22 protein-coding genes are annotated in these 23,654 nt (G+C 47.2%); 20 read left to right on the plus strand and 2 right to left on the minus strand.

The genetic code is table 11. The features are described 5' to 3' along the window. Positions 1–203 precede the first annotated feature (203 nt). From LOZ80_RS11120 to LOZ80_RS11200, 17 genes are all read left to right on the plus strand, one after another. The gene (locus tag LOZ80_RS11120) at positions 204–806 is read left to right on the plus strand and encodes a TerD family protein (protein ID WP_238171492.1); all 603 of its coding nucleotides are present in this window, start codon (positions 204–206) and stop codon (positions 804–806) included. A 28-nt stretch (positions 807–834) separates the two neighbouring features. Then, entirely contained in the window at positions 835–1,410 is a 576-nt protein-coding gene (locus tag LOZ80_RS11125; RefSeq protein WP_238171493.1) for a TerD family protein, read from the plus strand. 447 nt (positions 1,411–1,857) lie between these two features. Continuing rightward, positions 1,858–3,009, plus strand: coding sequence for a Gfo/Idh/MocA family protein (locus LOZ80_RS11130; protein ID WP_238171494.1), 1,152 nt, complete (start codon positions 1,858–1,860; stop codon positions 3,007–3,009). Between the two features lie 12 nt (positions 3,010–3,021). Continuing rightward, positions 3,022–4,194 carry a dihydrodipicolinate synthase family protein gene (locus tag LOZ80_RS11135; RefSeq protein ID WP_238171495.1) on the plus strand — a complete coding sequence of 391 codons (1,173 nt, stop codon included), beginning with the start codon at positions 3,022–3,024 and terminating at the stop codon, positions 4,192–4,194. 141 nt (positions 4,195–4,335) lie between these two features. Further along, on the plus strand, positions 4,336–5,796 hold the full coding sequence (locus LOZ80_RS11140) for an aldehyde dehydrogenase (protein WP_238172954.1): 1,461 nt from the start codon (positions 4,336–4,338) through the stop codon (positions 5,794–5,796). A gap of 24 nt (positions 5,797–5,820) precedes the next feature. Beyond that, entirely contained in the window at positions 5,821–6,843 is a 1,023-nt protein-coding gene (locus LOZ80_RS11145) for a Gfo/Idh/MocA family protein (RefSeq protein WP_238171496.1), read from the plus strand. A 2-nt stretch (positions 6,844–6,845) separates the two neighbouring features. After that, a complete protein-coding gene (locus LOZ80_RS11150; RefSeq protein ID WP_238171497.1) occupies positions 6,846–7,571 on the plus strand; it encodes a ThuA domain-containing protein in 726 nt (241 codons plus the stop codon). A 161-nt stretch (positions 7,572–7,732) separates the two neighbouring features. Further along, complete coding sequence (locus LOZ80_RS11155) at positions 7,733–8,554, plus strand: helix-turn-helix domain-containing protein (RefSeq protein ID WP_337951015.1); 822 nt, start codon at positions 7,733–7,735, stop codon at positions 8,552–8,554. 186 nt (positions 8,555–8,740) lie between these two features. Continuing rightward, complete coding sequence (locus LOZ80_RS11160; RefSeq protein ID WP_443147061.1) at positions 8,741–9,994, plus strand: NtaA/DmoA family FMN-dependent monooxygenase; 1,254 nt, start codon at positions 8,741–8,743, stop codon at positions 9,992–9,994. A 77-nt stretch (positions 9,995–10,071) separates the two neighbouring features. Beyond that, positions 10,072–11,145 carry an NAD(P)/FAD-dependent oxidoreductase gene (locus LOZ80_RS11165; protein WP_238172956.1) on the plus strand — a complete coding sequence of 358 codons (1,074 nt, stop codon included), beginning with the start codon at positions 10,072–10,074 and terminating at the stop codon, positions 11,143–11,145. Further along, positions 11,142–12,140: an ABC transporter substrate-binding protein gene (locus tag LOZ80_RS11170; RefSeq protein WP_238171499.1), complete on the plus strand. Its 999-nt coding sequence runs from the start codon at positions 11,142–11,144 to the stop codon at positions 12,138–12,140. The genes LOZ80_RS11165 and LOZ80_RS11170 overlap by 4 nt, the downstream gene beginning before the upstream one ends. Positions 12,141–12,216: 76 nt before the next feature. Next, positions 12,217–13,059, plus strand: coding sequence for a helix-turn-helix transcriptional regulator (locus LOZ80_RS11175; RefSeq protein WP_238171500.1), 843 nt, complete (start codon positions 12,217–12,219; stop codon positions 13,057–13,059). Next, positions 13,041–13,511, plus strand: a complete 471-nt coding sequence (locus LOZ80_RS11180; protein ID WP_238171501.1) for an ABC transporter substrate-binding protein — start codon at positions 13,041–13,043, stop codon at positions 13,509–13,511. The genes LOZ80_RS11175 and LOZ80_RS11180 overlap by 19 nt, the downstream gene beginning before the upstream one ends. Continuing rightward, a complete protein-coding gene (locus LOZ80_RS11185) occupies positions 13,508–13,726 on the plus strand; it encodes a hypothetical protein (RefSeq protein ID WP_238171502.1) in 219 nt (72 codons plus the stop codon). The genes LOZ80_RS11180 and LOZ80_RS11185 overlap by 4 nt, the downstream gene beginning before the upstream one ends. 65 nt (positions 13,727–13,791) lie before the next feature. Next, entirely contained in the window at positions 13,792–14,895 is a 1,104-nt protein-coding gene (locus tag LOZ80_RS11190; RefSeq protein ID WP_238171503.1) for an ABC transporter substrate-binding protein, read from the plus strand. A 404-nt stretch (positions 14,896–15,299) separates the two neighbouring features. Beyond that, the gene (locus tag LOZ80_RS11195) at positions 15,300–17,642 is read left to right on the plus strand and encodes an FAD-dependent oxidoreductase (protein ID WP_238171504.1); all 2,343 of its coding nucleotides are present in this window, start codon (positions 15,300–15,302) and stop codon (positions 17,640–17,642) included. Between the two features lie 136 nt (positions 17,643–17,778). Next, positions 17,779–18,876 carry a M14 family zinc carboxypeptidase gene (locus LOZ80_RS11200; RefSeq protein WP_238171505.1) on the plus strand — a complete coding sequence of 366 codons (1,098 nt, stop codon included), beginning with the start codon at positions 17,779–17,781 and terminating at the stop codon, positions 18,874–18,876. Positions 18,877–18,928: 52 nt separating this feature from the next. Here the strand turns inward: LOZ80_RS11200 and LOZ80_RS39465 are convergent, their stop codons facing one another. Then, positions 18,929–19,192 (minus strand): helix-turn-helix transcriptional regulator, encoded by a 264-nt coding sequence (locus LOZ80_RS39465; RefSeq protein ID WP_443147020.1) that lies wholly within the window; start codon positions 19,190–19,192, stop codon positions 18,929–18,931. Here LOZ80_RS39465 and LOZ80_RS11205 point away from each other — a divergent pair. The 3 genes from LOZ80_RS11205 (at position 19,184) to LOZ80_RS11215 (ending at position 20,921) form a co-directional block, all read left to right on the plus strand. Next, positions 19,184–19,717: a helix-turn-helix domain-containing protein gene (locus LOZ80_RS11205; RefSeq protein ID WP_443147062.1), complete on the plus strand. Its 534-nt coding sequence runs from the start codon at positions 19,184–19,186 to the stop codon at positions 19,715–19,717. The two genes, LOZ80_RS39465 and LOZ80_RS11205, sit on opposite strands and share 9 nt — an antisense overlap. 85 nt (positions 19,718–19,802) lie before the next feature. Further along, positions 19,803–20,303, plus strand: a complete 501-nt coding sequence (locus tag LOZ80_RS11210) for a GNAT family N-acetyltransferase (protein ID WP_238171507.1) — start codon at positions 19,803–19,805, stop codon at positions 20,301–20,303. A gap of 21 nt (positions 20,304–20,324) precedes the next feature. Beyond that, positions 20,325–20,921: a DUF1003 domain-containing protein gene (locus tag LOZ80_RS11215; RefSeq protein ID WP_238171508.1), complete on the plus strand. Its 597-nt coding sequence runs from the start codon at positions 20,325–20,327 to the stop codon at positions 20,919–20,921. Between the two features lie 592 nt (positions 20,922–21,513). On the opposite strand, the gene LOZ80_RS11220 is transcribed toward LOZ80_RS11215, so the two are convergent. Then, the gene (locus LOZ80_RS11220) at positions 21,514–23,502 is read right to left on the minus strand and encodes an SH3 domain-containing protein (protein WP_238171509.1); all 1,989 of its coding nucleotides are present in this window, start codon (positions 23,500–23,502) and stop codon (positions 21,514–21,516) included. Positions 23,503–23,654 lie beyond the last annotated feature (152 nt).

Consider the following 23,654-nt stretch of genomic DNA (forward strand, 5'->3'; position numbering starts at 1 on the left):
AGATCGCTTGCTCCATTAGCCTATTTGGCTGAGTGGAGGGCGATTTTTTTTTCCATTTTGGAAACGTTCCGGTCTATTAGAGGTGCTTTGCTCATATCTAATAAATTTTTTGATGAACATTATTTCTTTTTTGGAACTATTTGAGAGTATTGTCGTACTAGTTTCATAAGCGCTTGTTTCCTTGAAAGGAGGTGACCTAGACAATGAGTATTAATCTGGTAAAGGGTCAAAAAATAGACTTAACTAAGGGCACTACTGGCTTATCTAAACTTGTAGTTGGCCTTGGATGGGATCCAGCGACAAGTGAATCCAAAGGATTATTTGGCTCCCATAAGCAAACTACTCCAGAAATTGATTGTGATTCTTCTGCACTTCTTCTTAATGAACATGGCAAGTTAGTGAAAGACGAGAATGTTGTATGTTTTCATAACCTTGCCAGTGACTGCGAATCTGTCGTGCATTCTGGTGATAATTTGACAGGCGATGGACATGGCGACGATGAACAAATTGCAATTGATCTTGCCAGAGTTCCATCAGATGTTCATAAGATTCTTGTAGTTGTAAACATTTATGAAGCTGATGAAAGAAACCAGCATTTTGGCATGATTAAATCGGCTTATATCCGAGTAGTGAACGCTGCCAATAATCAAGAGTTGATTCGGTTTAATTTAACTGACAATTACTCTACTATGACGGCGCTGATTACGGGAGAATTATATCGTAATAATGGCGAGTGGAAATTTAATGCAATTGGCGAAGGAGCTCATGCAGCTCATATTGATTACTTAGCTGAACGTTACCAATAAAAATAAAATAAATCGAGGTAATCATACAATGGCAATTAATCTATCTAAAGGTCAGAAAGTAGATCTTACAAAAACTAATCCTGGACTTGCAAAAATCTTTGTAGGTCTTGGTTGGGACACGAATAAATACGATGGCGGCGGCGCTTTTGATCTTGATTGTTCTGTATTTTGTACAAACGCTGCAGGCAAAGTTGATAACGAAAAAAACTTTGTTTATTATAACAACAAGGAAAATGAGAATGGATCTGTTGTACATAATGGTGACAATCGTACAGGTACTGGCGATGGTGATGACGAGCAAATTAAAATTGATTTATCGACGGTTCCTGCAAGTATCGATAAAGTTGCTTTTGCTATTACGATTCACGAAGCTGCAGAGCGCAATCAAAACTTCGGACAAGTTTCAAATGCTTATGTTCGTATTATAAATGAAGTGGATGGCCAAGAACTAATTCGTTATGACCTGGGTGAGGATTTCTCAATTGAAACTGCTGTTGTCGTAGGTGAGTTATATAGGAATTCAGGTGAGTGGAAGTTCTCAGCGGTAGGCAGTGGATATAGAGATGGTCTTGGTGGTTTAGCAAAAGATTATGGTTTAGTTTAGTATCAGTGGCGGTTAGCCGTATGTAATTAAGAAATTCTCCGAGGTGTGTATGCCTCGGGGATTTTTTTTTGAAGTTTCAAACATATACTTAAAATCCAAAATGTTAATTTTTCTGTCACCCACTGCTTTTATTTTAGCTGATTTATAGGAGTTTTGAGTCATTTATTTTCCGTTTTTTGAGTTTAAAAGTTAACATTTGGTTGCATTGGTCCAAACATTCACAGCTTTAATTAATGACATTAACTATTAATGGTGCTAATCACTATTGACCTACTTCTGAGCTCCCACAGAAAAAAGGGGGGAATGCATGATCGGCTGTCTGAAACCGGCATAAAATCAATTTCCATTATAAAGAATGCAGTTCCTATATGCATAAGACGTATTTGCTTTAGCTGACTTATGATAAGAATATTCCTTTGCTTGCAGGCAATGAAAGGGGAACTACAAATGGCAGAATATACAATCGGAATCATCATGAACGGGGTAACTGGCCGGATGGGAACCAATCAGCATCTGATCCGTTCTATCCTTGCAATCCGCAATCAGGGCGGGGTGAAGCTTGCCAGTGGGGATGTGCTAATGCCCGATCCGATTTTGGTTGGACGGCAAGAGCAAAAGCTGAAAGCGCTGGCGCAGACGCATGGCATTTCGCGTTGGAGCACGAACCTTGACGAATGCTTGGCAGATGAGCGTGACCGGATTTATTTTGATTCGCAAATGACGAGCTTCCGTGTAGATAGCATTCGCAAGGCAATTGCAGCAGGCAAGCATATTTATTGTGAAAAGCCTACAGCCGCCACCTTGGAGGAATCCATGGAACTGGCACGGCTGGCCAAGGATGCCGGTGTGAAAAACGGCGTTGTGCAGGATAAGCTCTTTCTACCAGGGCTGTTGAAGCTGAAAAGACTGATCGATGCTGGATTTTTCGGTCACATTTTATCTGTACGGATGGAGTTTGGCTACTGGGTATTTGAGGGGGATTGGCAGCCAGGACAGCGTCCATCATGGAATTACCGGAAGGAGGATGGCGGTGGAATTATCGTGGACATGTTCGCACACTGGCGTTATGTGATCGATCATTTGTTCGGGAAGATTCGCAGCGTCTCTTGTCTGGGAGCAACCCATATTCCACAGCGATGGGATGAGAACGGGAAAAGCTATACCAGCACAGCGGACGATGCGGCTTATGCAACGTTTGAGCTGGAGGGCGGCATAGTGGTGCAGGCTAATTCCTCTTGGGCGGTTCGCGTGAACCGTGAAGATTTGCTGACGATTCAAGTGGACGGTACGGAAGGCAGCGCAGTTGCGGGCTTGCGTGATTGCAAGGTGCAGCACCGGGTGAATACGTGTAAGCCTGTTTGGAATCCGGACATTCCGAATCCGTTCAATTTCAGAGAACTGTGGAGTGAGGTTCCGGATAACCAACATTTTGATAACGCATTCAAAATACAGTGGGAAATGTTTCTGAAGAATGTTCATGAAGATCAGCCGTTCCCATGGGATCTTCTTGAAGGTGCCAAGGGAACGCAATTGTCCGAGCTTGCCCTGCTATCATGGCAAAAGCGAAGTTGGTTGGATGTACCGGAACTGAAGCTCTAGGAGGGAAGCGGAATGGTTACGTTAAAGCTGCCGCATGAAGACGGCTCGTTATATGCCTATACCACGCAAAGCGAAGGATCTTATGCGGGAAAAGCTGGAATTACAGGAAAGCCACTAAAAAGCCGCATCGCCTTCTCGGCGGCTCATGTCGCTTGTGATCCGTTAGCTAATACAGATCCGCTCGCCAATGCTCAAGTGGATTGGGATGCGACAATGGCATATCGTCGCTACTTGTGGTCGCTTGGGCTTTCCGTAGCAGAAGCGATGGATACTGCCCAGCGCGGTATGGGTCTAGGATGGGAAACATCAAAAGAGCTGATTCAACGATCGGTCGCCGAGGCGCGTGCAGTGGGTGGACATATCGCCTGCGGTGCAGGTACGGATCAGTTGATTCCCAACTCGCAAATTACGCTTGCCAACATTGAGCAGGCGTATGAAGAGCAGTGCGCTTTTGTGGAAAGGCATGGGGGACAGATCATCTTGATGGCGAGCAGAGCCTTGGCCCGTGCTGCGAAAGGACCGGACGATTATGAGCGGATATACGGCCGAATTCTGCATCAAGTCTCTCAGCCCGTCATTCTCCACTGGCTGGGAGATATGTTCGATCCGGCGCTAAAGGGCTATTGGGGACAGGACAGCTTGGATCAGGCGATGGAGGTTTGCTTGCGCATTATTCGGACACATGCCGATAAAATCGACGGCATCAAAATCTCCTTGCTTGATGCGGACAAGGAAATCGCGATGCGTCGTCTTTTACCTCAGAACGTTCGCATGTATACAGGCGATGATTTCAATTACCCAACATTGATTGCAGGGGATGAGCAGGGCTACAGTCATGCTTTGCTCGGCATTTTCGATGCGATTGCTCCTGCAGCTGCAGCCGCAATTCAGGCGCTGGATGAAGGTGATTTAAACAGGTATAGTCATCTTCTGGAGAAGACGGTACCCTTGGCTCGGCATATTTTTCAAAAACCGACCTCATCGTATAAAACGGGAATTGTCTTCATGGCGTATCTGAACGGTCATCAAACGCATTTTCGGATGATTGCCGGAGCGGAAAGTTCACGCTCGGTTATTCATCTTGCACGGATTTTCACCCTGGCTGATCAAGCAGGTCTTCTGATTAACCCCGAGGAGGCTGCCAAGCGAATGCAGCAGGTACTCCTACTTTCAGGCGTTCATTAATTTTCGTTCATTGGAAGGGGTCGAGCGATGTCCATGGATGCGGATTTTATATGCCAGCTGTTGTTTTGGCAAGAGGAGCAATGGGAACGCTGCGGCAATGACGATTCACAGAAGAATATCGATTGGATTGGAGGACTCCATATGGAAACAGAACCAACAGCAGTCATGGATTGTTTGCATGTTATCGACGGCAAGTACGTTCCATCACACAATCAAAAAACGTTTGTGAATACGAATCCGGCTACGGAACAGATGATCGGCAGCGTAGCGGAGGGAGGCAAAACGGAAATTGATTGGGCGGTGGCAGCCGCAAGAAAAGCCTACTATGGCGGGTGGAAGAATAGTAAATGGAGTGAAAGGGCAGCCATTCTGCGCCGTATCGGTGAGCTGATCCTGCAGCGCAAGGATGAATTGGCCATGCTGGAGTCGCTCGATACCGGGAAGCCGTTATCGTTGTCAACAGCTGTAGATATTCCGCGCGCAGCTGGCAGCTTTCACTATTTCTCCAATCTTATCTCGACGCTGGGAACGGAAGCTTACCCGATGGAAGCTGGAGCGCTCAACTATGTGATCCGCAAGCCTATTGGTGTCGTAGGCTTGATCTGCCCTTGGAACTTGCCGCTTCTGCTGCTTAGCGCCAAGCTGGCTCCTTGCTTGGCGATGGGAAATACCGTCGTCATCAAGCCGGCGGAATGGACGCCAATGACGGCAACCGTGCTTGCGCAGATATGCAAGGATGCCGGTCTTCCTGACGGCGTAGTTAACATCGTTCACGGCTTTGGCAAGGATGCCGCAGGCGAAGCGTTGGCGGAACATCCGGATGTGAGCGCAATCGCTTTTACAGGCGAAAATCATACAGGCAAACAGATTATGAGAGCGGCGGCAGGCAATTTGAAAAGATTGTCCTTCGAGCTGGGCGGGAAAAATCCGAACCTTATTTTTGCGGAATGCGATCTCGATAAGGTTGTGGATACGACGATTCGTTCCAGTTTTATTAATCAAGGAGAAGTGTGCCTCAGTGGTTCGCGGATCTATGTGCAGCGAGCTATTTATGAAACTTTCTTGCAGCGTTTTGTAGCCAAGACCCGCGAGCAGGTTGTCGGCGATCCGATGCAAGCCCAAACGAACATAGGCGCCTTGATAAGCAAGGAGCATTACGAGCGTGTGCTCCGTTATATCGATTTTGCCCGCGAAGAAGGAGGTACGATTGAAACAGGAGGCAACAGAGTCAAGGGTTGCGAGAAAGGCTATTTCGTCGAACCGACGATCATTACCGGTGTATCCCAAGATTCCCGCGTCGTTCGGGAAGAAATTTTCGGTCCCGTAGTGACGATTCAGGTATTCGATACCGAGGAGGAGGTCATCCAGCAGGCCAATGATTCGCATTATGGATTAAGTGCTTCCATATGGACTAATGATGTTAGCCGCGCATTTCGGGTAGCCGAGCAGATCGACGTCGGATTAACCTGGGTTAACACGTGGTTTCTCCGTGATCCAAGAACGCCTTACGGCGGTGTCAAAGAGAGTGGGATTGGACGGCAGGGCGGCATGTACAGCATCGATTTCTATAGCGACATCTCGACGATTTGCATGAAGTATTAGAGCTGACGGAATGGAGTGAGACGCATGGAGAAAATAAAGGTGATTCAAATCGGACTTGGCGGCTTTGGCAAGTTTTGGCTAGGTGCTGTATTGAATGTGGAAGAAGTGGAATTGGTGGCCGTCGTGGATATGGAAGAGAACAATTTAGCGGTGGCGGCCCAAAGGTTTGCAGGGAGAAATATTCCGTTGTATCAAGACCACACAAAAGCGCTGCGCGAAGTGAAGGCAGATCTCGTACTGCTAATTACACCGCCACATACGCATAGAGCTTTAACGATTGATGCGGTGGAAGCCGGCATGCATGTGATTATGGAGAAACCGGTCTCCAGCAGTTATGAGGATGCCGTTAAAATATATAAGTTCGCCCAAACCTGCGGCAAATACGTCATGGTCAATCAAAATTACCGCCGCAGACCCGTTATTCAAGCGCTCAAAGCATGCGTGGATTCAGGTAAAGTAGGCACAATCGAAAATGTGGAATGGCGGTTTTCCTTGGATCACAAGAATATCGAACTTACCGGCTGGCGCCGGGCTTTCAATGACATCATGCTGAAAGAAATGAGCATTCATCATTTTGACTCCGTTCGATATATTCTCGGGAAAAATCCGATTTCGGTCTATGCGGAAAGCATGAACCCTACTTGGAGTCCAATCAATGGGGACTCAGTGACCGCAGCTGTGTTTAACTTTGAAGACGGCGTATTTATGACTTACTTTGGAAGTTGGGTGAATAAGGGGAAGAGCACTTCATGGAACGGCGATATTATTCTTACGGGCAGTCAAGGAGCTATTGAGCTGAAGGACGATGTACCTCAGATCGTTTGGCCGGATGGTACGCGGGAGAATATTCCGATTCCTGTCTTTGAATTCAATGATTCGGATTATCTGGAATATTCAATCGGAGATATGGTCGATGCGATCCGAGAACGCAGATTGCCTGCTACGCATATTGGAGACAACCTGATTAGCTGGTCAATGGCATGCAGTGCGGCAGACTCGGCGAAAAGCGGCATGAAAATAAAAATAGAGCCCCCAAAGGAGATCTAAACATGGAATCAACGATTAACGTTACCGTATGGAATGAATTTAGACACGAATTGAATTATGAGCCAGCGATGAAAATATATCCGCAAGGCATTCATCGCGTCATTGGCGATTATCTGAGCAAACAGCGATTAAACGTTACTACAGCAACGTTGGATGAGCCGGAGCACGGGCTGACCGATGAAGTGTTGAACCGCACCGATGTGCTTGTCTGGTGGGGACATATCGCAGGCGATGAAGTACGGGATGACATTGTTGAAAAAATACACGATCGTATCCTAAGTGGGATGGGACTTATCGTACTGCATTCAGCTTCCCAATCGAAAATATTTAAAAAGTTGATGGGCACCTCGTGCAATATCAAATGGCGGGAAGCCAACGAGAAGGAACGCATCTGGATTCTCCAACCGAACCACCCTATCACCGAAGGGCTTGGAGAGTATATCGAGCTGGCGGAAGAGGAGATGTACGGCGAGTTTTTTGATGTCCCGGCGCCGGATGAGCTCATTATGGTGAGCTGGTTCCAGGGTGGAGAAATTTTCCGCAGCGGTATGACTTATACGAGAGGCAAAGGGAAGATTTTCGTCTTTCGACCTGGCCACGAAACCTCGCCTACGTACCATAATCAGGAAATACTGAAGGTGATTGCGAATTCGGTCCACTGGGCCGCGCCAGTGAAGGGTACGACAGTGCCAGTCTTCGGCAACGTCAAGCCGCTGGAGGAGCTTTAAAGGCTGCAAATGAATTGTGAGTTTGGTAAAAAGCTTTCCATGAGCCGTTAGCTCTGGAAGGCTTTTTAATATTGACAAGAAAAATCAATGACGGTATGGTATGGGAATCGTTCTGGTTTTGGTTTAATGGCTCATAGTGGAACGGATGGAGGGGAGAGCACATGATGCTTGATGTGGAGAGACTAGCGGAGAGATTCGCTAATGATTCCTATCATATAGACAATATTTATCGTTTGGTCATTCAGCCAAAAAGTGTACATAATGCTTTTAGAACTCTTAAGTATGGATTTCTCTTTATCATCCGTGGTTCCGTCAGAATCAGCGTAAATGATACGATTTACGATCTGCGGCGGGGAGATGTATTTCATGCGGCTCCTGGCATGCACATGGAAGCCAAGGTGACAAGTGAGACTGAGTTGGAGTATTACTCCATCTTTTATAGCTTGGACAAGAGGTCTGTTGAAAATAGCAATCATGAGTGTAATTCTCACTTCAAGCTGGAGGTTGAAACCATCCCAAGAGTCATTGAATTGTTGACAATGCTTCATCAGAATGCACATACTTCTGGGGGAATCGGAAAGCTTCGTGTAAAGGAAATATTTCTGAGTGTCATGCATCAAGTGCTGGTTGGATACAAGAATCGAGTGAATAGCAGCTCTGCGAATAAAGAAGTGATCGAGGAGGCTATTTCTTATATTAAGAGAAATTACATGAATCAGGTGACACTTGAAGAGCTAGCTGACATACATGCCATGAATAGCAAACGCTTCTCCTACTACTTTTATAAATATACGGGTTTCCGTCCTATCGACTTTGTTATTCAGTATCGAATGGAGAGAGCTAGTGAGCTGCTTAGAATTGGGAATTTTCCTATTAGTGACATTGCGGTTAGTGTCGGGTATGCGAATCCGCTCTATTTCAGTAGAGCATTTAAAAAGAAATTTGGTGTTTCTCCCTCCGCATACTTGGGCAAAGAAGATTGAGTGAGCTAGCTAGATTTGATAATTGTGCATGTCGTATTCGTTATCTATGTATTCCCATAAGGAGGAGCCCTTGCTACACTATTCAGTGAGAATGATTATCGTTATTATTCATAGCTGAAAGGATGTTAGCAACCAGTGAATACAGAAAGGCATTTATGCATCGGGTTTTCTTTATCAGCAACTTGGATGAAAGGGCACGGCTGGCGGGAACAGGATAGCGGTGTCGAGAAGCTTGCGTCAATCGATTATTATATCCATTTGGCCCAATTGGCAGAGAAGGCCAAGCTCGATTTTCTTTTCCGAGCAGATTATCTTTATATTAGCCCGCAGATGTTGGGCGACTCTGCTAATTTTGGAAGTCCAGACCCTACGGTCATGTTTGCGGCTATTGCTTGTGCAACGGAACGAATTGGACTGGTAACGACAGTTTCCACGACCTTTAATCCACCGTATGTCGTAGCCAGACAACTTCAGTCTCTGCACTGGCTTAGCAACGGACGTGCTGGTTGGAATATTGTTACGTCGATTGAAGGAGCGGAGAATTTCGGAGATTCACAGATGCCTTCGCCACAAGTGAGATATAAGAGAGCAAAGGAATTTACTCATGTCATGCAGAAGCTGTGGGGGAGTTTCCCGCATGAAGCAATTCTCATTGATCGTGAGTCAGGCAAATTTTCAGATCCTGATCAAGTTTCCCCGATCGATCATTCAGGTGAGTATTTCCGTGTTAAAGGACCACTTACGCTGCCTGCCCATCAATCAGGAGCCATTCCTTTATTTCAAGCAGGCGCATCGGATATTGGACGAGATTTCGCCTCTTCAGTAGCAGATGCTATCTTTGCGGCGATGCCGGATCTGGAGTCAGGGATCGAACTGCGGAGCGATCTGAGGAGAAGAGCGGAGAAGCATGGACGTCATCCGAGCACGATTAAAGTTTTGCCAGGACTCTATTTTTTCTTGGCCGAAACGCGCGAGGAAGCTCAAGCATTATTTGAGCTTGCTAACGCACACTTCAGTATTGAACGCAGACATGCGGCACTCAAGACTGTTTTGGGTCTTGATTTAAGCGGATTTGAGTTGAATGATCACGTGACCAGCGATATGCTTCCTGACACGAATCAGCCAGTCCGCAGTCGAACGCATGCCGAACTGCTTAGGAGATATATTGTCAACTATCAACCAACAGTTGCTGAGGTGTTGGCAAGACCGGAGGTCGTAGGATCTGCGCACTGGGTTTCGGTCGGAACGGTAGATGACGTGTTGAACGATATTATACAACGGTTCGAAGCAGGCGCTATCGATGGTTTTATAGCTCTTCCGGGAGGATCAGAACACTCCATGGCATTGTTTTTTGAAAAGCTGATGCCTCAACTGGTTGAACTAGGTATGTTCCGAAGCGAATATACGGGCTCATCTCTGAGGGAGCATTTAGGTATTTAGCATCTAACAAAGTACCAAAAATAAATAAGAGCAACCTCGAATTAAGAGATGCTCTCAACATACAAGGAGAATTAATGATGCCTGATAAGGAATTGTTTGATGTCACGATTGTTGGCGGCGGCCCTGCGGGATTGTATGCTGCATTCTATAGCGGTTTGCGAGAAATGAAAACGAAAATCATTGAGTTCCAGCCTCATCTAGGGGGTAAAGTGCACGTATATCCGGAGAAAATGATCTGGGATGTGGGTGGACTTAGGCCTGTTCCTGGCTTACAGCTGATCGAACAAATGGTTGCTCAAGGGCTGACGTTCCAGCCGGAAGTTGTACTTGGGGAGAAGGTTACGTCCATAACCAGAGTAGAAGATCACTGGGTTCTGCATAGTGTCTCTGGGCAAGAGCATTATTCCAAAACCGTCATATTGGCTATTGGTGGCGGTATTCTTAAACCGATTAAACTGGATATTGAAGGCGCGGAGCGTTTCGAGATTACGAACTTGCATTATACCGTAAAGGCGCTTTCTCACTTTAAAGGGAAGACGGTGCTTATTTCTGGTGGTGGGAATTCAGCGGTCGATTGGGCAAATGAACTGGAGCCGATTGCTAAAAAAGTGTATTTAACGTATCGGAAAGATACACTTAAAGGGCATGAAGCAGAAATCTCACGTCTTGAGAATAGCTCTGTCATCTGTTTGTTGAACACGTCCATCGAGAAGTTGATTGCAGCTGCTGATCATCAAACCATTGAAACCGTGATTCTGAAAAATAGCGAGGATGCGATGACGTTCGAAGTGGCGGTGGACGATGTAATTATCAATCACGGCTATGAACGCGACAGAGATTTGCTGGCCAACAGTGAGGTGGCAATCGAGTTGAAAGATCACTGGATTGCAGGCTCTTCGATGAGCGAGACATCGGTGCCTGGACTGTATGCGGCGGGGGATGTTTTGCATCATGAAGGAAAGTTGCATTTGATTGCCGGAGCGTTCCAAGATGCTGCGAATGCAGTTAATAAAGCCAAGCAATATATTTCGCCGGGCGCCAATCCAAACGGGATGATATCTTCGCATAATGACGTTTTCGCGCAAAAAAATAGGGATCTGATGCAGCATTTGTACGCCAAAACGGGAGAGCATGCAGGAGGAGCACTATGAAAAGATGGATTAGTCTGATTGCTGCGCTTGTCCTGCTGACAGGCATATTAGCCGCTTGTTCAAGTTCCCAAACGACTGCAGGGAATACGTCTTCCACGAATGCTGCAAAAGAACGTGCAGGTGAACAGGCTAAGGGAGCAAGTACACTTGAAGTGGGGGAAGGGTGGCCAAGAACGATTACGGACGCAACTAGCCGTAAAGTGGTGCTCAAGGAACGTCCGGAGCGCGTAGCCGTGCTCCATCCGTTGTATCTGGATTATTTCTTCGCGCTCGACACCCCTCCGATTGCCTCGGGAAGCGCAGCGAAATCGATGAAGGAGTTCGCTACACTGCAGCCCTATGTCGGAAAAGCAGAGATAGCGGACCTGGGCGCTGGAAAAGACTTGAATATGGAAGCAATTATTGAGGCAATGCCGGATGTCATTGTTACTTTTAAAGGCCATATCGATGAGACAAATTATGATAAGTTAAGCAAAATCGCTCCTGTCATCCAAATCGACTACAGCGATAAATGGGAAAATGCGACAATGATTTGCGCTCGCATCATTGGCAAAGAGGATAAGGCGGATCAGTTGATCAAGGAAACTCAAGGAATTATCAAGAAAACCAAAGATCAGTTGGGAGACTTAAAGAATAAAAGCTTTGCTTTGTTAAGGGTTGACGGCAAATCCAATTTTACCGCTCAGGGGACCAAAAACACCACGTACTATAACGAAACGACCGGCTTTGGGCTAATGAAGCCTGATCGATATCCGGAAGATAGCGCCATCCTTACTCTGGAGGCTTTGTCGGAGATGAATCCTGATTATCTTATCATTCAGCACACGCTTGACGTGGCCAAGCAAGCCATTCTGGAAAAGGAAGGTTTGGCCGTGTGGAAATCATTGAAAGCCGTAAAGAACAATCATGTCGTTTTGTTTGATAATTCACTCAACTCGGGAAGCGTCCTGGCTATCCGCTTGGCTGCCGAAAATCTCTTGAAATTAGCGGAGTAAGCGCTTGGTTTTGACTATTCTGCAAGAAAATTGTTTTTTGTAATTTTTTATTGTATAGCTAAAAGGTGGGAAGAGATTGGAGAACCCCGTTTATATAGGTTTGCCGGAAGGGACTCAATTGGGCCATCCAGTGAGGATGAGTTCGGTGGAGTGGCTGCGGCAGGGAGAGGAATGGATGGTTTCTGGAAGCTTGCTGCTTGCTGTTTGGCAGGGTACCGTAATTTGCGAGGTTGATGATAAAGACAAGTTAGTACTTGAGGCAGGAGATTTACTGCTGTGCGGATCGAAGCTAAGATTGAGATTGCAGCATGCGGATGAGATCCAACAAGGACGGAATATCGAAGTGCCAGCGGAAGGTATGCTCCTTGAACTGGACTTGCGGCTGGTCGGAGGGAAGCAAGTGACTCCAAAATGTCAGTATCTGAAGCAGGCGGGATCTGAGTTACTATCAGCGGCCAAAAATTTGGCGCGCAATTGGGTCGGCGAGCAGGGAAATCCTTGGTCACTGCAAACGCAGTTTCTGGAGCTGATGAGCCGGTTAAGCGAGGAAGAGCAGAGGAGGGAAAGACAGCTGGATGGTTGGATGGAGGAGAGTATAACTCACCTGCATAATCATTACAGCGAAGAACTGACTCGCGAGGATATGGCAAGGCGGGCCGGGATTAGTCCGGAGCATTATTCGCGATGCTTCCGGCGTCATACCGGCACTACTTTTTCGTTTATATCAAGTCTACACTGCGACCGGCAGCTCTTAATATCAATCATAGCGCTTCCTTATGGGCGCTTGGCATCCAACCTGAATGGGGAATGTACGCGAGTTGGTTTGCTGCAAGTCAGGGCGCAAAAGCGCACTATTCTCCGGAGCGACTGTTGGACGGTTGGAACAGGACGGGCCGAGCGGTGCCAAGACCGGATGTGATACTGGACTATGAGCTGCCGCACCGATATGAAGAGTTGCTTGCGTTTGCGCCCTTGGTGCAGTTGTCTCCTACGCGAATGAGCTGGCGTGGCCAGTTCAAGCTGATTGCGAATATTGTTGGCCGCCAGCGGCAAGCCGATGAACTGGTGGAGCAGATCGGCGAGGAGGCCGAGCGCTTGCGGGATGGTCTGAAGCGGAGGTATGGCGCACCTGGCAGCGCAATTGTGTGGGAGATTGGCGACCATTTGGCATATGGAATCGCGGCGAGTCATGGTCGTGGTGCGCAGTTAATGTATGGCGAACTCGGATATCGGCTGCCTGGGCAGTTCAAGGAACAGAACATTGAACACAAAGGATATGTCGAGGTGGATATCCGTGATCTGGCGAAGCACAAGGCGGATTCATATTTATTACGGGCTGCCCAAATCAACCGCAGGCCGCAGATCGATTGAAGATGGTGCTTGCCTCAGAGGAATGGAAGTGCCTGGAGGCTGTCCTCGCTGGACGTGTGTTCATGTTGGGCCAGTCAGAGCTGTTTTACGGGTACGATCCGATATCGTGCCGTGCGCAGTTGCAGGAGCTGGAACGAATTATGCTTAACGGCAGCATCGCTTCGGCTTTGCAGACCTCACAAAAATCCATGCCTTCTTATCATGCCAAGGCATAGCCAAAGATTGTCCAGTTGTGTACTGTTAATTGAGAATTAATATCAATTAGAAGCGGGGAGAGAACATGACAAACGTATTTGGGCAATCGATGGTCCCGATAGAGGTCGTACACAGCACAATAATCAGAAGGAAAACGGAGAGAACTGCAATTGGTCGTGTGATTGGCTGGCTGGCGCCAGCTATACTGATGGTTGCGCTGACGGCATGCAGCAGCATCGGGAATGGCACATCGAATAGGAACGTTACTCAAGGTGCAGAAGGCGCAAGCATTTCCAGAGCTGCGCCGACAGCGGCAACCGTTTCCCCCGTCGCAGAGCAGAGGACGGAAGTAAAGACGGTAAAGACAATGAACGGCGATATCAGAATTCCTCTGCAGCCGCAGCGGATCGTCGCCGAGGAATATCTCGGGAGCCTGATTCCGCTAGGTGTTATCCCGGTTGGTGCTCCAAGCTTGATTCTGAAAAATATTTATTTCAAAGAAGCACTCCAAAAAGTGGCGGATACGGGAGACTACGGGAAAATGAATCTTGAAAAAATCGCTCAGCTTAACCCGGACCTCATTTTGTCCTCCAATAGCGACAACTACGTGCAACTGAGCAAGATTGCTCCAACCGTTATTGTGCCTTACGGAGAACTGAAAAATGCCCATGAGGAGTTGACCTACTTCGGGCAGCTGCTTGGCAAGCAAAAAGAAGCAGCTGCTTGGCTAATCGATTATGACAGGCGTATAGCTTTAGCCAAAGCCCGCGTGGACAAAGCTGTGCCGCCGGAGGCAACTTTCTCGATCCTGGAGGTAACCGAAAAGACGATATATACTTACGGAAATAACTTCGGACGAGGTGGCCAACCAGTGTATCAATCGCTTGGACGCAAGCCTCCTGCGAAGGTCGCCAGCACGATTATGGAAAAGCAATGGGCGGAGCTCAGCCCGGAGATGATGGTGGAATATGCCGGGGATTATCTGGTCATAACCTCCAACAGCAAAACACTTGAAGACTTTCAAAAGGATCCGCTGTGGAATTCACTGCCGGCTTTCAAGAACAACCATGTCTATGTCTGGAAAGAAGAGCACTCTTGGTATTACGATCCCATCGCCGTACTGTCTCAAACGGAAGAATTGGCGAATTGGCTGGTGGAAGGAACTACAAGACGCTATTTGGGCAAATAGCAGGGAAACGAGGTCCGTAGCGGAACTACAGGGTCTTATATACGCGAAAAGTGCTGAATTTCCTGCTAAAAAGCTAAATAGCGTCCCGTAGTTCCCTCAAGCTCGCTATAATGATACTTTTGAATGGAATAGCGCCCTGTAGTTCCCTTCCACATAGTGGAGCGAACTCCCGAATCCCTATACCTCAAGCGCCAATCAGTTATGAAAGGTTCGTATAGCTAACATAGTCAGATGACTTCAGTCAGAAAAAACGCAGAGTTCTGCCCTAACCAAAATGAAGGCATCAAATCAAAAATGGAGATATTTTATTATAGTTGTAAGCACGATAAAGTGTAGAGGAGGAAAAGAAAACGCTCTCATCTCTGGATAGGTAGATGAGGCTTGATTAAGGGAGATTTGAGCAAATGACGACTGATTTCAAAGATACTCGTACAGCAGGGGATCATGCAGCAAGAAAAAATCGGCAGAAGAAGGAGAAGTACGACGTTGTCGTTTGTGGAGGCGGGCTGGCAGGTTTCTGTGCGGCTGTTGCTTCAGCTAGACAAGGGGCGAAAACATGTCTGGTCCAGGATCGCCCCGTCTTCGGAGGGAATAGCTCGTCCGAGGTCAGAGTGACACCGCATGGTGCCGCAGCGTTTCACGTATATGCCAAGGAAACCGGCATCATATCGGAGTTGTTGATTGAGGAACGCGCACGCAATCACGAGACGGTATTCGAGAACGGCTGGACGAACAGCGTTTGGGATATGACGCTTTATGATCTGGCGCAGCGAACAGAGAATTTGACCTTCTATTTGAATACGTCCATTCTGGATGTCCGGATGAGCAATGAGCGAAAGATCGCGTCGGTCGTGGGATACGTGGCAAATGCTGAAACTGAACTTGAGTTGGAAGCGGACGTATTCGTCGATTGCACGGGGGACGCTATCGTTGCCGACCGGGCCGGCTGTGAATGGCGGATGGGTTCCGAAGGACGCGAGGAGTTTGGCGAACCGCATGCGCCACTTGAGGCCAGTGGAGATGTTATGGGAAGTTCGATTCATTTTAAAACGAAGGATCTTGGTTACCCGGTTCCGTTTACCGCTCCTGATTGGGCGGCGAAGCTTGATAATCCGGACTTTTTCTATAAACAGGGACGTAACCCGAATGATCTGCGTGGGGGTTACTGGTGGATCGAGATTGGTGTGCCTTGGCATACGATTTATGAAAGTGAAGATATTCGCCATGAGCTGACGCGCTATGTCTTAGGCATCTGGGAGTGGATCAAGAACAAAGATCCGCTTACCAAAGAACTGGCTGTCAATCATGCGATAGATTGGATCGGTCAGGTGCCGGGCAAACGAGAAAGCCGCAGAATTATGGGGCAGTATTTAATGACTGAGCATGATCCATTAAACAACACTGTCTTTGAAGACGAAATTGCTTATGGAGGCTGGTTCCTTGATTTGCACACGCCGGGTGGATTACTTGCGCCAACGAGCGAGCATGCCAGTTCAGAAGGATATGATGAGACGTCTGCCTATATGGTCAAAAGCTACTGTGGCCCTTATGGCATACCACTCAGGTCAACGATTGCCAAGGATGTGGATAACTTGATGATGGCCGGCAGGAACATTTCTGTGACACATGCAGCATTAGGAACGGTGCGTGTTATGGCGACGACCGCGCTTGTTGGGCAAGCGGTTGGAACAGCCGCAGCGATTGCTTTGCGGAAAGGATTGGTACTTGCCGATGTACCAAGTCAGGCGATTCAGGAAGTGAAGCAAACGCTTCTTCGTGATGGCTGCTTCCTGCTGAATACAACGAACGAAGATGAGTTGGATCTTGCGCGCAGCGCGCAGGTGACGGCAAGCAGCCAAGCGGCGTGCCATGGCGCTGAAGTGAGGGCAGACCTGCAAGAGTCAGGTGAACGGGGGCCCCAGGATGATTTTCTTCGCCAACGGAAAGGGCAATGGATGGCGATTTCGGAAGGAGTTCTGAACCAAGTTTCGGTTTGTTTGAGCAATTGGAGCGACACCCCGCAAATTGTGGAAGCCAGAATCATTCCTGTCGATCATATCTGGGATTACCGCTCGGAAGCGAATCCTGCAATTGCTGCAGCGGAGCTGCGCATCATGCCTGGCAAGTATCAATGGATCGATTGGAATGTCCATCTGGACGAGACCACTGGCTTGAAGTCCGGCAGCTACGTTCGCTTGGATTTGCTTGCGAATCCCCACATCGTTTGGCATTGTTCGGATGGCATCGTGCCAGGGCAAACGTGTGCGTATGAAATGGGTGAGGGGAAGATGCGCCGGGATTGGAATGGGCCGACCCGCAGCTTCCGTGTGGAGCCTCCGCAGAATGCCTACCGTCCAGAGCATGTCATTAATGGTGTCACCAGACCCTATCGATTTACGAACCTGTGGCGCTCAGATCCGCGCGAGTCGCTCCCGCAATGGCTTGAGCTGCGTTGGGAAGAGCTTCAATCCATTCAACAAATTGAGATTACGTTCCCTGGCAGCCTGCTATGGGAATACCGAGGGTATGCACCGTTATATCGTGACCCGCAATGTCCGAAGGATTATCGGATCGAAGCCTTCGTTGGAGGTGACTGGCAGCAGTTCCTTGAGGTGAAGGAGAATTACCAGCGTCACTGCCGATATACACTTGAGCAGCCAGTTCAAACTGCTAAGCTGCGCGTTGTCATCGAGGCAACCAACGGTGACCCATCGGCTGCGATCTATGAAATTCGTTGTTATTCCTAGCATAATAACAACAGCTCTAATTCGGTGAACTGGGGCTGTGAGAAGGGCAACGGGTGAGCATGAGGTAGATGGAGATTATTTCTATAGGTTGGATATGCCAAATACCGGCTACAATTAGTCCAAAGGAGGGCTGCGCGTGATTCACATTCGTTCGGACTATGCAGGCGGCAATATAAAGGTAGTCTCGTTGGATGAAATTGTGAGGTTGGAGCAGGATATCCGGGATTCCTCCTATTGGTGGTTTTATTGGAACTTCTGTATTCGCTGTGAAGAAGAACGGGAAATCGTCTTCGAATTCATGAATGGCGAAGTGATTGGACCATGGGGACCGGCTTATAGCTTAGATGGCATGAACTGGACATGGCTTGGAGAACAAAGTTTAATTAACTCCAAATCATTTGTATACCGATTCGTTTCAGAACACCCCGAAGTTTATTTCGCATTTTCGCTGCCCTATCAATTGCTGCATTTGGAAAGATTTTATGATAAATTCAAGGATTATTCGATTGTGCGTCGTGATACCCTTTGCCTATCTGAACAAAAGAGAGAAGTGCCTCTCTTACGAATCGGCAATGCGGATGCGCCGCAACATATGTTCTTCTCCAGTCGTCACCATGCCTGCGAATCTACGGTGAACTACGTATTGGAGGGTTTGTTGGAGTTATTCATAGAGGAGCATTCCGTATCTGGGTTTCTCGATCAATTTTGCATACACTTCGTACCTTTCGTTGACATAGACGGGGTCGAAAATGGTAATCAAGGTAAAGGAAGGGCGCCACACGACCATAATCGGGATTACATCGATCAACCAATTTATGCAGCTACACCAGCGATTATGCGATATGTGAGTGCCTTGCAGCCCGAAGTCGGCATTGATTTCCATTGCCCGCACAAATGGGGCGAACGCAATGATCACGTCTTTTTCGTTAAGACAGGTACCGAGGCAGACCGCCGGATCGAGCGACTCGGGCAACTGCTGCATGATCTGACGCAGGGATTAGACAGCAATCGGGAGATTCCGTACGATCCTTCCTATGATATCGAGATGGGCGATGATTGGAACCAGCTGTCTCCCACTTGCTCATCATTTATGATTCAGGAAAACGTACCTATGGCTGTTTCGATGGAAATCCCCTATTTCGGTCTCGTTTATATGCAGTATACGGCGGATTCACTTCGGCGGTTAGGCAGGCGTTTGGCTCAGGCATTGAAGATTTATATGCGTGAATCATAAAGGAATAATAACGAAGCAAGCCCCGGTAGCTATCGATACCGGGGCTTGCTTTTCATTGCATTGTATTGCGAAACTCCTTGGGAGAAATGCCGCAGTGGTTTTTAAAAGCCCGCGAGAAATGATAAGCGTTGCTGTAACCGACCTTTTCCGAAATTTCATGGATGCGCAAAGCGGGGTCCTTCAAGAGTTTTTGTGCTTCCTCTATGCGTATCTTGGTCAAATAAGCGGTAAAGGTCAACCCCATCCGTTCTTTAAACAGCTTGCTGAAATAAGAGTAGTTCATGGATACCCGATTTGCCACCTCTTGGTGGATCATTGGCTCTCCAGTCAGACATTACCCGATGTCGTTCCCATTGAGGTCAATGAGGAGTTGCTTAGCCTGTGGCGAAGGCTCATCTATGAAAAGCGGAATTTGCATGAGAATAACGCAGAAATCATTATTTGCTGCGCCAAGCTGCTATGCTTGACGCTTGAACGGTCCATTGCCAAAACATTGTCCGCCGACGGCCGCAAGGAGCATTTCATTGCCTATAAGCTCAAGCAATATATTGAAAAGCATGCGACGGAACCGCTCACGCTGGATAAGCTGGCAGCTCGCAATGGCGTCAGTTCGTCAACTGCCTCCCATTTGTTCAAGCTGGCCTTTGGCTTGCCGCCTATCCGTTATGCCGTTGAGGTTCGTTTGGCCATTGCCTGTGACCGCATCCTGTACAGTGATATGCGACTTGAGGACGCTGCCGAAGCTTCCGGTTTCCGCAGCTACCCTTACTTCTGCCGTGCCTTTCGCTCAAAATATGGCCATAGCCCCAGTGAATATCGGTCGCAATACCGGAACGTATAATGCTTGTGGTAAAATAAGTCTGTTGGCATATTCTCGTACTTGTAAATTCAGGAAGCGAGAGATCAAAGAAAGGCGGGCACATAACTTGAATATTAAGTTACTACACGTGAATACAGAGGAAGACATCACAGAAGTTGCTCGATTGGCGGCTGAAATATGGCGTGAATATTATGTAACCCTCATTACAATCGAGCAGATCGATTACATGATTGGTAAATTCCAAGCGGTTCCAGCCATTACGGATCAAATCTACCATCAGGGCTACGAATATTACTTGATCCAACACGATGGCTCCGCAATCGGATATATGTCGGCCAGACAAGATGAGGGGAAGCTCTTTCTGAGCAAGTTTTATATCGGGAAGGAGCACCGGGGGCGCAGCTATGCCAGCCAAGCGATGGCATTCCTGGAGCAGCTGTGTAAAGACCGCAACCTAAGCCATATATGGCTGACGGTCAATCGTGATAATGAATCGAGTATTGCGATTTATGAGAAAAAAGGTTTCCGGACAGTAAGGGAACAAATTGCAGATATCGGGAATGGGTTTGTGATGGATGATTTTATTATGGAAAAAGAAATGGAATGAGGGAAGGATGGAAGTAGAGAAATGAACAATAAGAATATAAAAAGCACTAACAATTTTGATGAGGCCTCTATCATTCAGGGGTTTGACATTGAGCTTAGTGAAAAAAATGCGCAACGCATAGACAGATTAGTTGATGATTTCGAAAAAAGTATTTTAAATCGAGTTGATGAAGAGTATTCAGTAAATACAACGTTTTCTGAACGTCTTGCAGATCGAATTGCCAAGTTCGGTGGAAGCTGGACTTTCATCGGATACTTTGGCGCAGTTCTTCTGGCTTGGACGGTATGGAATATGCTTCCTTTTAATAAGCCTTATCACTTTGACGAACCTCCATTTATTCTTCTGAACTTGTGCTTATCTTTTCTCGCAGCCTTCCAAGCACCAATCATTATGATGAGCCAAAATCGGCAAAATGCCAGAGATAAACATGAGTCGGTTATCGATTTTGCCATTAATTATAAAGCAGAACAAGAAATTGATGATATTCAAAAGCACTTACATCGTATAGAAGATAATAGTTTGCATACTCAAGAACAGTTTAGCAACGAGTTGATGCAGATTAAACAGCTTCTTGCTTCCATTGAATCTAAACTAGATGTTAAGAAGTTGGATGAATGAGGTACGGATAGCGGTAACTACTTGTGGCCGAAACTCCAAAAAAGGCTGGTTCGTTTTATTAACGAACAGCCTTTTTGTTAATTGTGAAAGTATAAGTTTTTGGTTGGATTTCAGGTGTTTTCCCTTTTAGTTTTTTAGAATGTGAATGTTCCTATTTGTTCCATTTGCTGCTGGTTTGGAGGTATAAACAAGCTATTTGGCAGAATGAGATCCTTTAGATTAGCAATAGCGCGGAGATAAGGGAACGTCAAGCTGCGATACTAGAAAATGTGTCATAAAAGGGATCCAGAGGGAACTACAGTACGCTATCATTCTGAAAACCGCGATATTCCAGGCTAGAGGGAACTACGGTCCGCTATTTCGCCATTTCTCGCTCAGAATCAGCAGTTTCCGCTTAAATAGCGGATCTCAGTTCCCTTTTATGCTACGTTTACCCCAGATCCCGCCATATAGCGGATCATAGTTCCGTTTCTCCGAAGCTCTCTGTTATTGCAAAGCTCAAAGGGAACTAGGATCCGCTAGTTTATTGATAACCGTTATGAAGACACTCATCTCTTAGGGCACCATAGCCGCTTTTCTTAAATGCATCGGCTTAATTTCCCGGAGCGATCACTTCCCAATCTCGCTGCATAAGAATGCGTTCCCCAGCTTTGAATTGGATGGAGAGGTGATTGATCCCTGGTTTCAACTTAACGTCAAGTCCCATATCAGATAATCCGAATTGATAACCCAATTTGTAGAGGTGATTTATTTGCGCCAGTTGAACAGGGGACTGGTTGTCAGCAGAATCACGGTTGTTGACAATGATTTGCAATTGCGGTTTAATCGCCTTTTCATCCTTGTACAAGTCCTCATAAAGCAGCCCCGCGAGATGAAGCTTCAGTGCGACGTCTGCCTTCTCCTGCAGGTTATAGTCGGAAATTTCATACTCTGTGGTGCTGAGCGTCACATTTCTATCTCCATAGGAAACCTTATCATTGTAGGCAGTTGTCACACCGAATAAAATCCTCAGATGAGCTAAGCTTAGAAGAGGTGCCCCTTGTTTCGAATCCGGATCGGTAGCCGGCGCTTCCGTGAGTTTCACGACATTTGCCAGCTTGCCGTTCCACAATGTTTTGGCTGCAGACTCGCCAGCTTTAAGTTGTACCGCATAGCCGTCTGCTTTCTTAAAGGTCCACCAGCCCTCGGAGTCAGGCCCAGATAGCTCATAATGATATAGACTGGCCAAAAATGCTGAACGAAAAGCCGGTTCTCCTTTCTGCATACCTCCGATCGTATCGGGACCATACGTAAATACACCGGATTCGTTCTGATAAAATACCCCTTGATAGGAGGTTTTCGAATGAATTTGGATGTCATTCTCGTGGTCTTTCAGTACAACACGGTCTTGATATGGATTCATTTGAATCCAACCTTGGCCCACAAAGGAGTTAATTTTGAACCAACGTGTGCCGTCAGGTGCAGTCCAAGCAGCGAGAGGGGAGATCGTTTGAGCCCCGATTTGGCCATTATCCAGCGATATTCTCGTATTCGGGAATCGGTAGATCGCTGTGCTGTACGCCTTAAGCTCGATGGAAGACGTATCGTCCATGGTGTCTTCGGGTTCGGCATAGCTCGGGCTGAACCAGCCTTCAGCTTGATCGTTTTTGACATGATACCAGTTCTCAGGGCTCCATAGCGCATCCAAATTGGTAGTGGTCTCTATTACGTTCAGATCACCGGAAGGAAGCGTTGCTGTAATCTTCGCATTCGCATCGGGATACGCGAATAAAGAACTTTGATGCTTTCGTTTGAGGATTTGCTTTTCGGGCACAATCAGCATGCCTGGTCCGAACGCCCATTTCAAGCCTTGTTTCGTTTCAAATTGATAGGAGCTTCCAAGTACAGAACGGAATTTCGCTGTTTGATGAACGAAAAGAGACGTCAGATACCCCTCATATTGATACGTAATGTAATCCATTCGCGGATTGCTATTGTAATAAGTACTCGCATAGAACACTTGCTGATCCAGCGGCTGCAAATTCCCGATCTCATCCAAATGCAAATGAACCCACTGATCCCCTAGCCACGTTGTGTGGATTTTGATCCACCGCTTCGGATTGTAATTCCCTTCAGCTTGGCGAAACCAGGTCTTCTCCGCATCGACGACAGTGACTTCCTGCGGCGACAGCGCCGCGGTTGGATCTCCGGCTTCCGATGGCCGCGCGTATAGCGGCGTTTCCGACATTAAGCGCAGGGTTTGAGGAGCAGGGACTTCAATTTGCCATGGTGCGGTTTTGATCCAGCGGTCGCCGATATCCGTATGTATTTTCCACCAATTGCCGCCTGTCGCCCATTGGACCTCGGCTTCAAGGACTTCAACCGTTTGCGGCGCGAAGGTACCTTCTGGCTGATTGCGCAGTGTATTGGGGATGACATAGTAGGGCATGTTTTCAATAAATGTGAGCTGCTTCGGAATAAAGATACCGTCCGCTGGCTCTGTTGGCGTATCGGCATATTCATAGGCGCTTCCTGTTGCGGTTAACAGACCGAGCTGCATGCTGACTCCGAACAGTACGAGGAATGAAACTTTTCTCCACATAAAGCCATCTCCTTTGTTCCTATTTTTTCAATGTCTAGTATATTCTACTAAGAAAAAGATCAGAAGTTGTGCTCGTGGATCAGGGAATTCACCTATGCTTGGGGATGAGCTGATTTTAAGATAGTTGGTATTATTTTGCGATATCTTAAATA

Origin of the sequence: Paenibacillus sp. HWE-109, from assembly GCF_022163125.1 — a bacterium.
GTDB lineage: Bacteria > Bacillota > Bacilli > Paenibacillales > NBRC-103111 > Paenibacillus_E.

What these genes read in the sequence shown, in the direction of transcription:
- LOZ80_RS11120 (WP_238171492.1), top strand. Translation starts at nt 204, where the DNA reads ATGAGTATTAATCTGGTAAAGGGTCAAAAAATAGACTTAACTAAGGGC.
- LOZ80_RS11125 (WP_238171493.1), top strand. Translation starts at nt 835, where the DNA reads ATGGCAATTAATCTATCTAAAGGTCAGAAAGTAGATCTTACAAAAACT.
- LOZ80_RS11130 (WP_238171494.1), top strand. Translation starts at nt 1,858, where the DNA reads ATGGCAGAATATACAATCGGAATCATCATGAACGGGGTAACTGGCCGG.
- LOZ80_RS11135 (WP_238171495.1), top strand. Translation starts at nt 3,022, where the DNA reads ATGGTTACGTTAAAGCTGCCGCATGAAGACGGCTCGTTATATGCCTAT.
- LOZ80_RS11140 (WP_238172954.1), top strand. Translation starts at nt 4,336, where the DNA reads ATGGAAACAGAACCAACAGCAGTCATGGATTGTTTGCATGTTATCGAC.
- LOZ80_RS11145 (WP_238171496.1), top strand. Translation starts at nt 5,821, where the DNA reads ATGGAGAAAATAAAGGTGATTCAAATCGGACTTGGCGGCTTTGGCAAG.
- LOZ80_RS11150 (WP_238171497.1), top strand. Translation starts at nt 6,846, where the DNA reads ATGGAATCAACGATTAACGTTACCGTATGGAATGAATTTAGACACGAA.
- LOZ80_RS11155 (WP_337951015.1), top strand. Translation starts at nt 7,733, where the DNA reads ATGATGCTTGATGTGGAGAGACTAGCGGAGAGATTCGCTAATGATTCC.
- LOZ80_RS11160 (WP_443147061.1), top strand. Translation starts at nt 8,741, where the DNA reads ATGAAAGGGCACGGCTGGCGGGAACAGGATAGCGGTGTCGAGAAGCTT.
- LOZ80_RS11165 (WP_238172956.1), top strand. Translation starts at nt 10,072, where the DNA reads ATGCCTGATAAGGAATTGTTTGATGTCACGATTGTTGGCGGCGGCCCT.
- LOZ80_RS11170 (WP_238171499.1), top strand. Translation starts at nt 11,142, where the DNA reads ATGAAAAGATGGATTAGTCTGATTGCTGCGCTTGTCCTGCTGACAGGC.
- LOZ80_RS11190 (WP_238171503.1), top strand. Translation starts at nt 13,792, where the DNA reads ATGACAAACGTATTTGGGCAATCGATGGTCCCGATAGAGGTCGTACAC.
- LOZ80_RS11195 (WP_238171504.1), top strand. Translation starts at nt 15,300, where the DNA reads ATGACGACTGATTTCAAAGATACTCGTACAGCAGGGGATCATGCAGCA.
- LOZ80_RS39465 (WP_443147020.1), bottom strand. Translation starts at nt 19,192, where the DNA reads ATGATCCACCAAGAGGTGGCAAATCGGGTATCCATGAACTACTCTTAT.
- LOZ80_RS11215 (WP_238171508.1), top strand. Translation starts at nt 20,325, where the DNA reads ATGAACAATAAGAATATAAAAAGCACTAACAATTTTGATGAGGCCTCT.
- LOZ80_RS11220 (WP_238171509.1), bottom strand. Translation starts at nt 23,502, where the DNA reads ATGTGGAGAAAAGTTTCATTCCTCGTACTGTTCGGAGTCAGCATGCAG.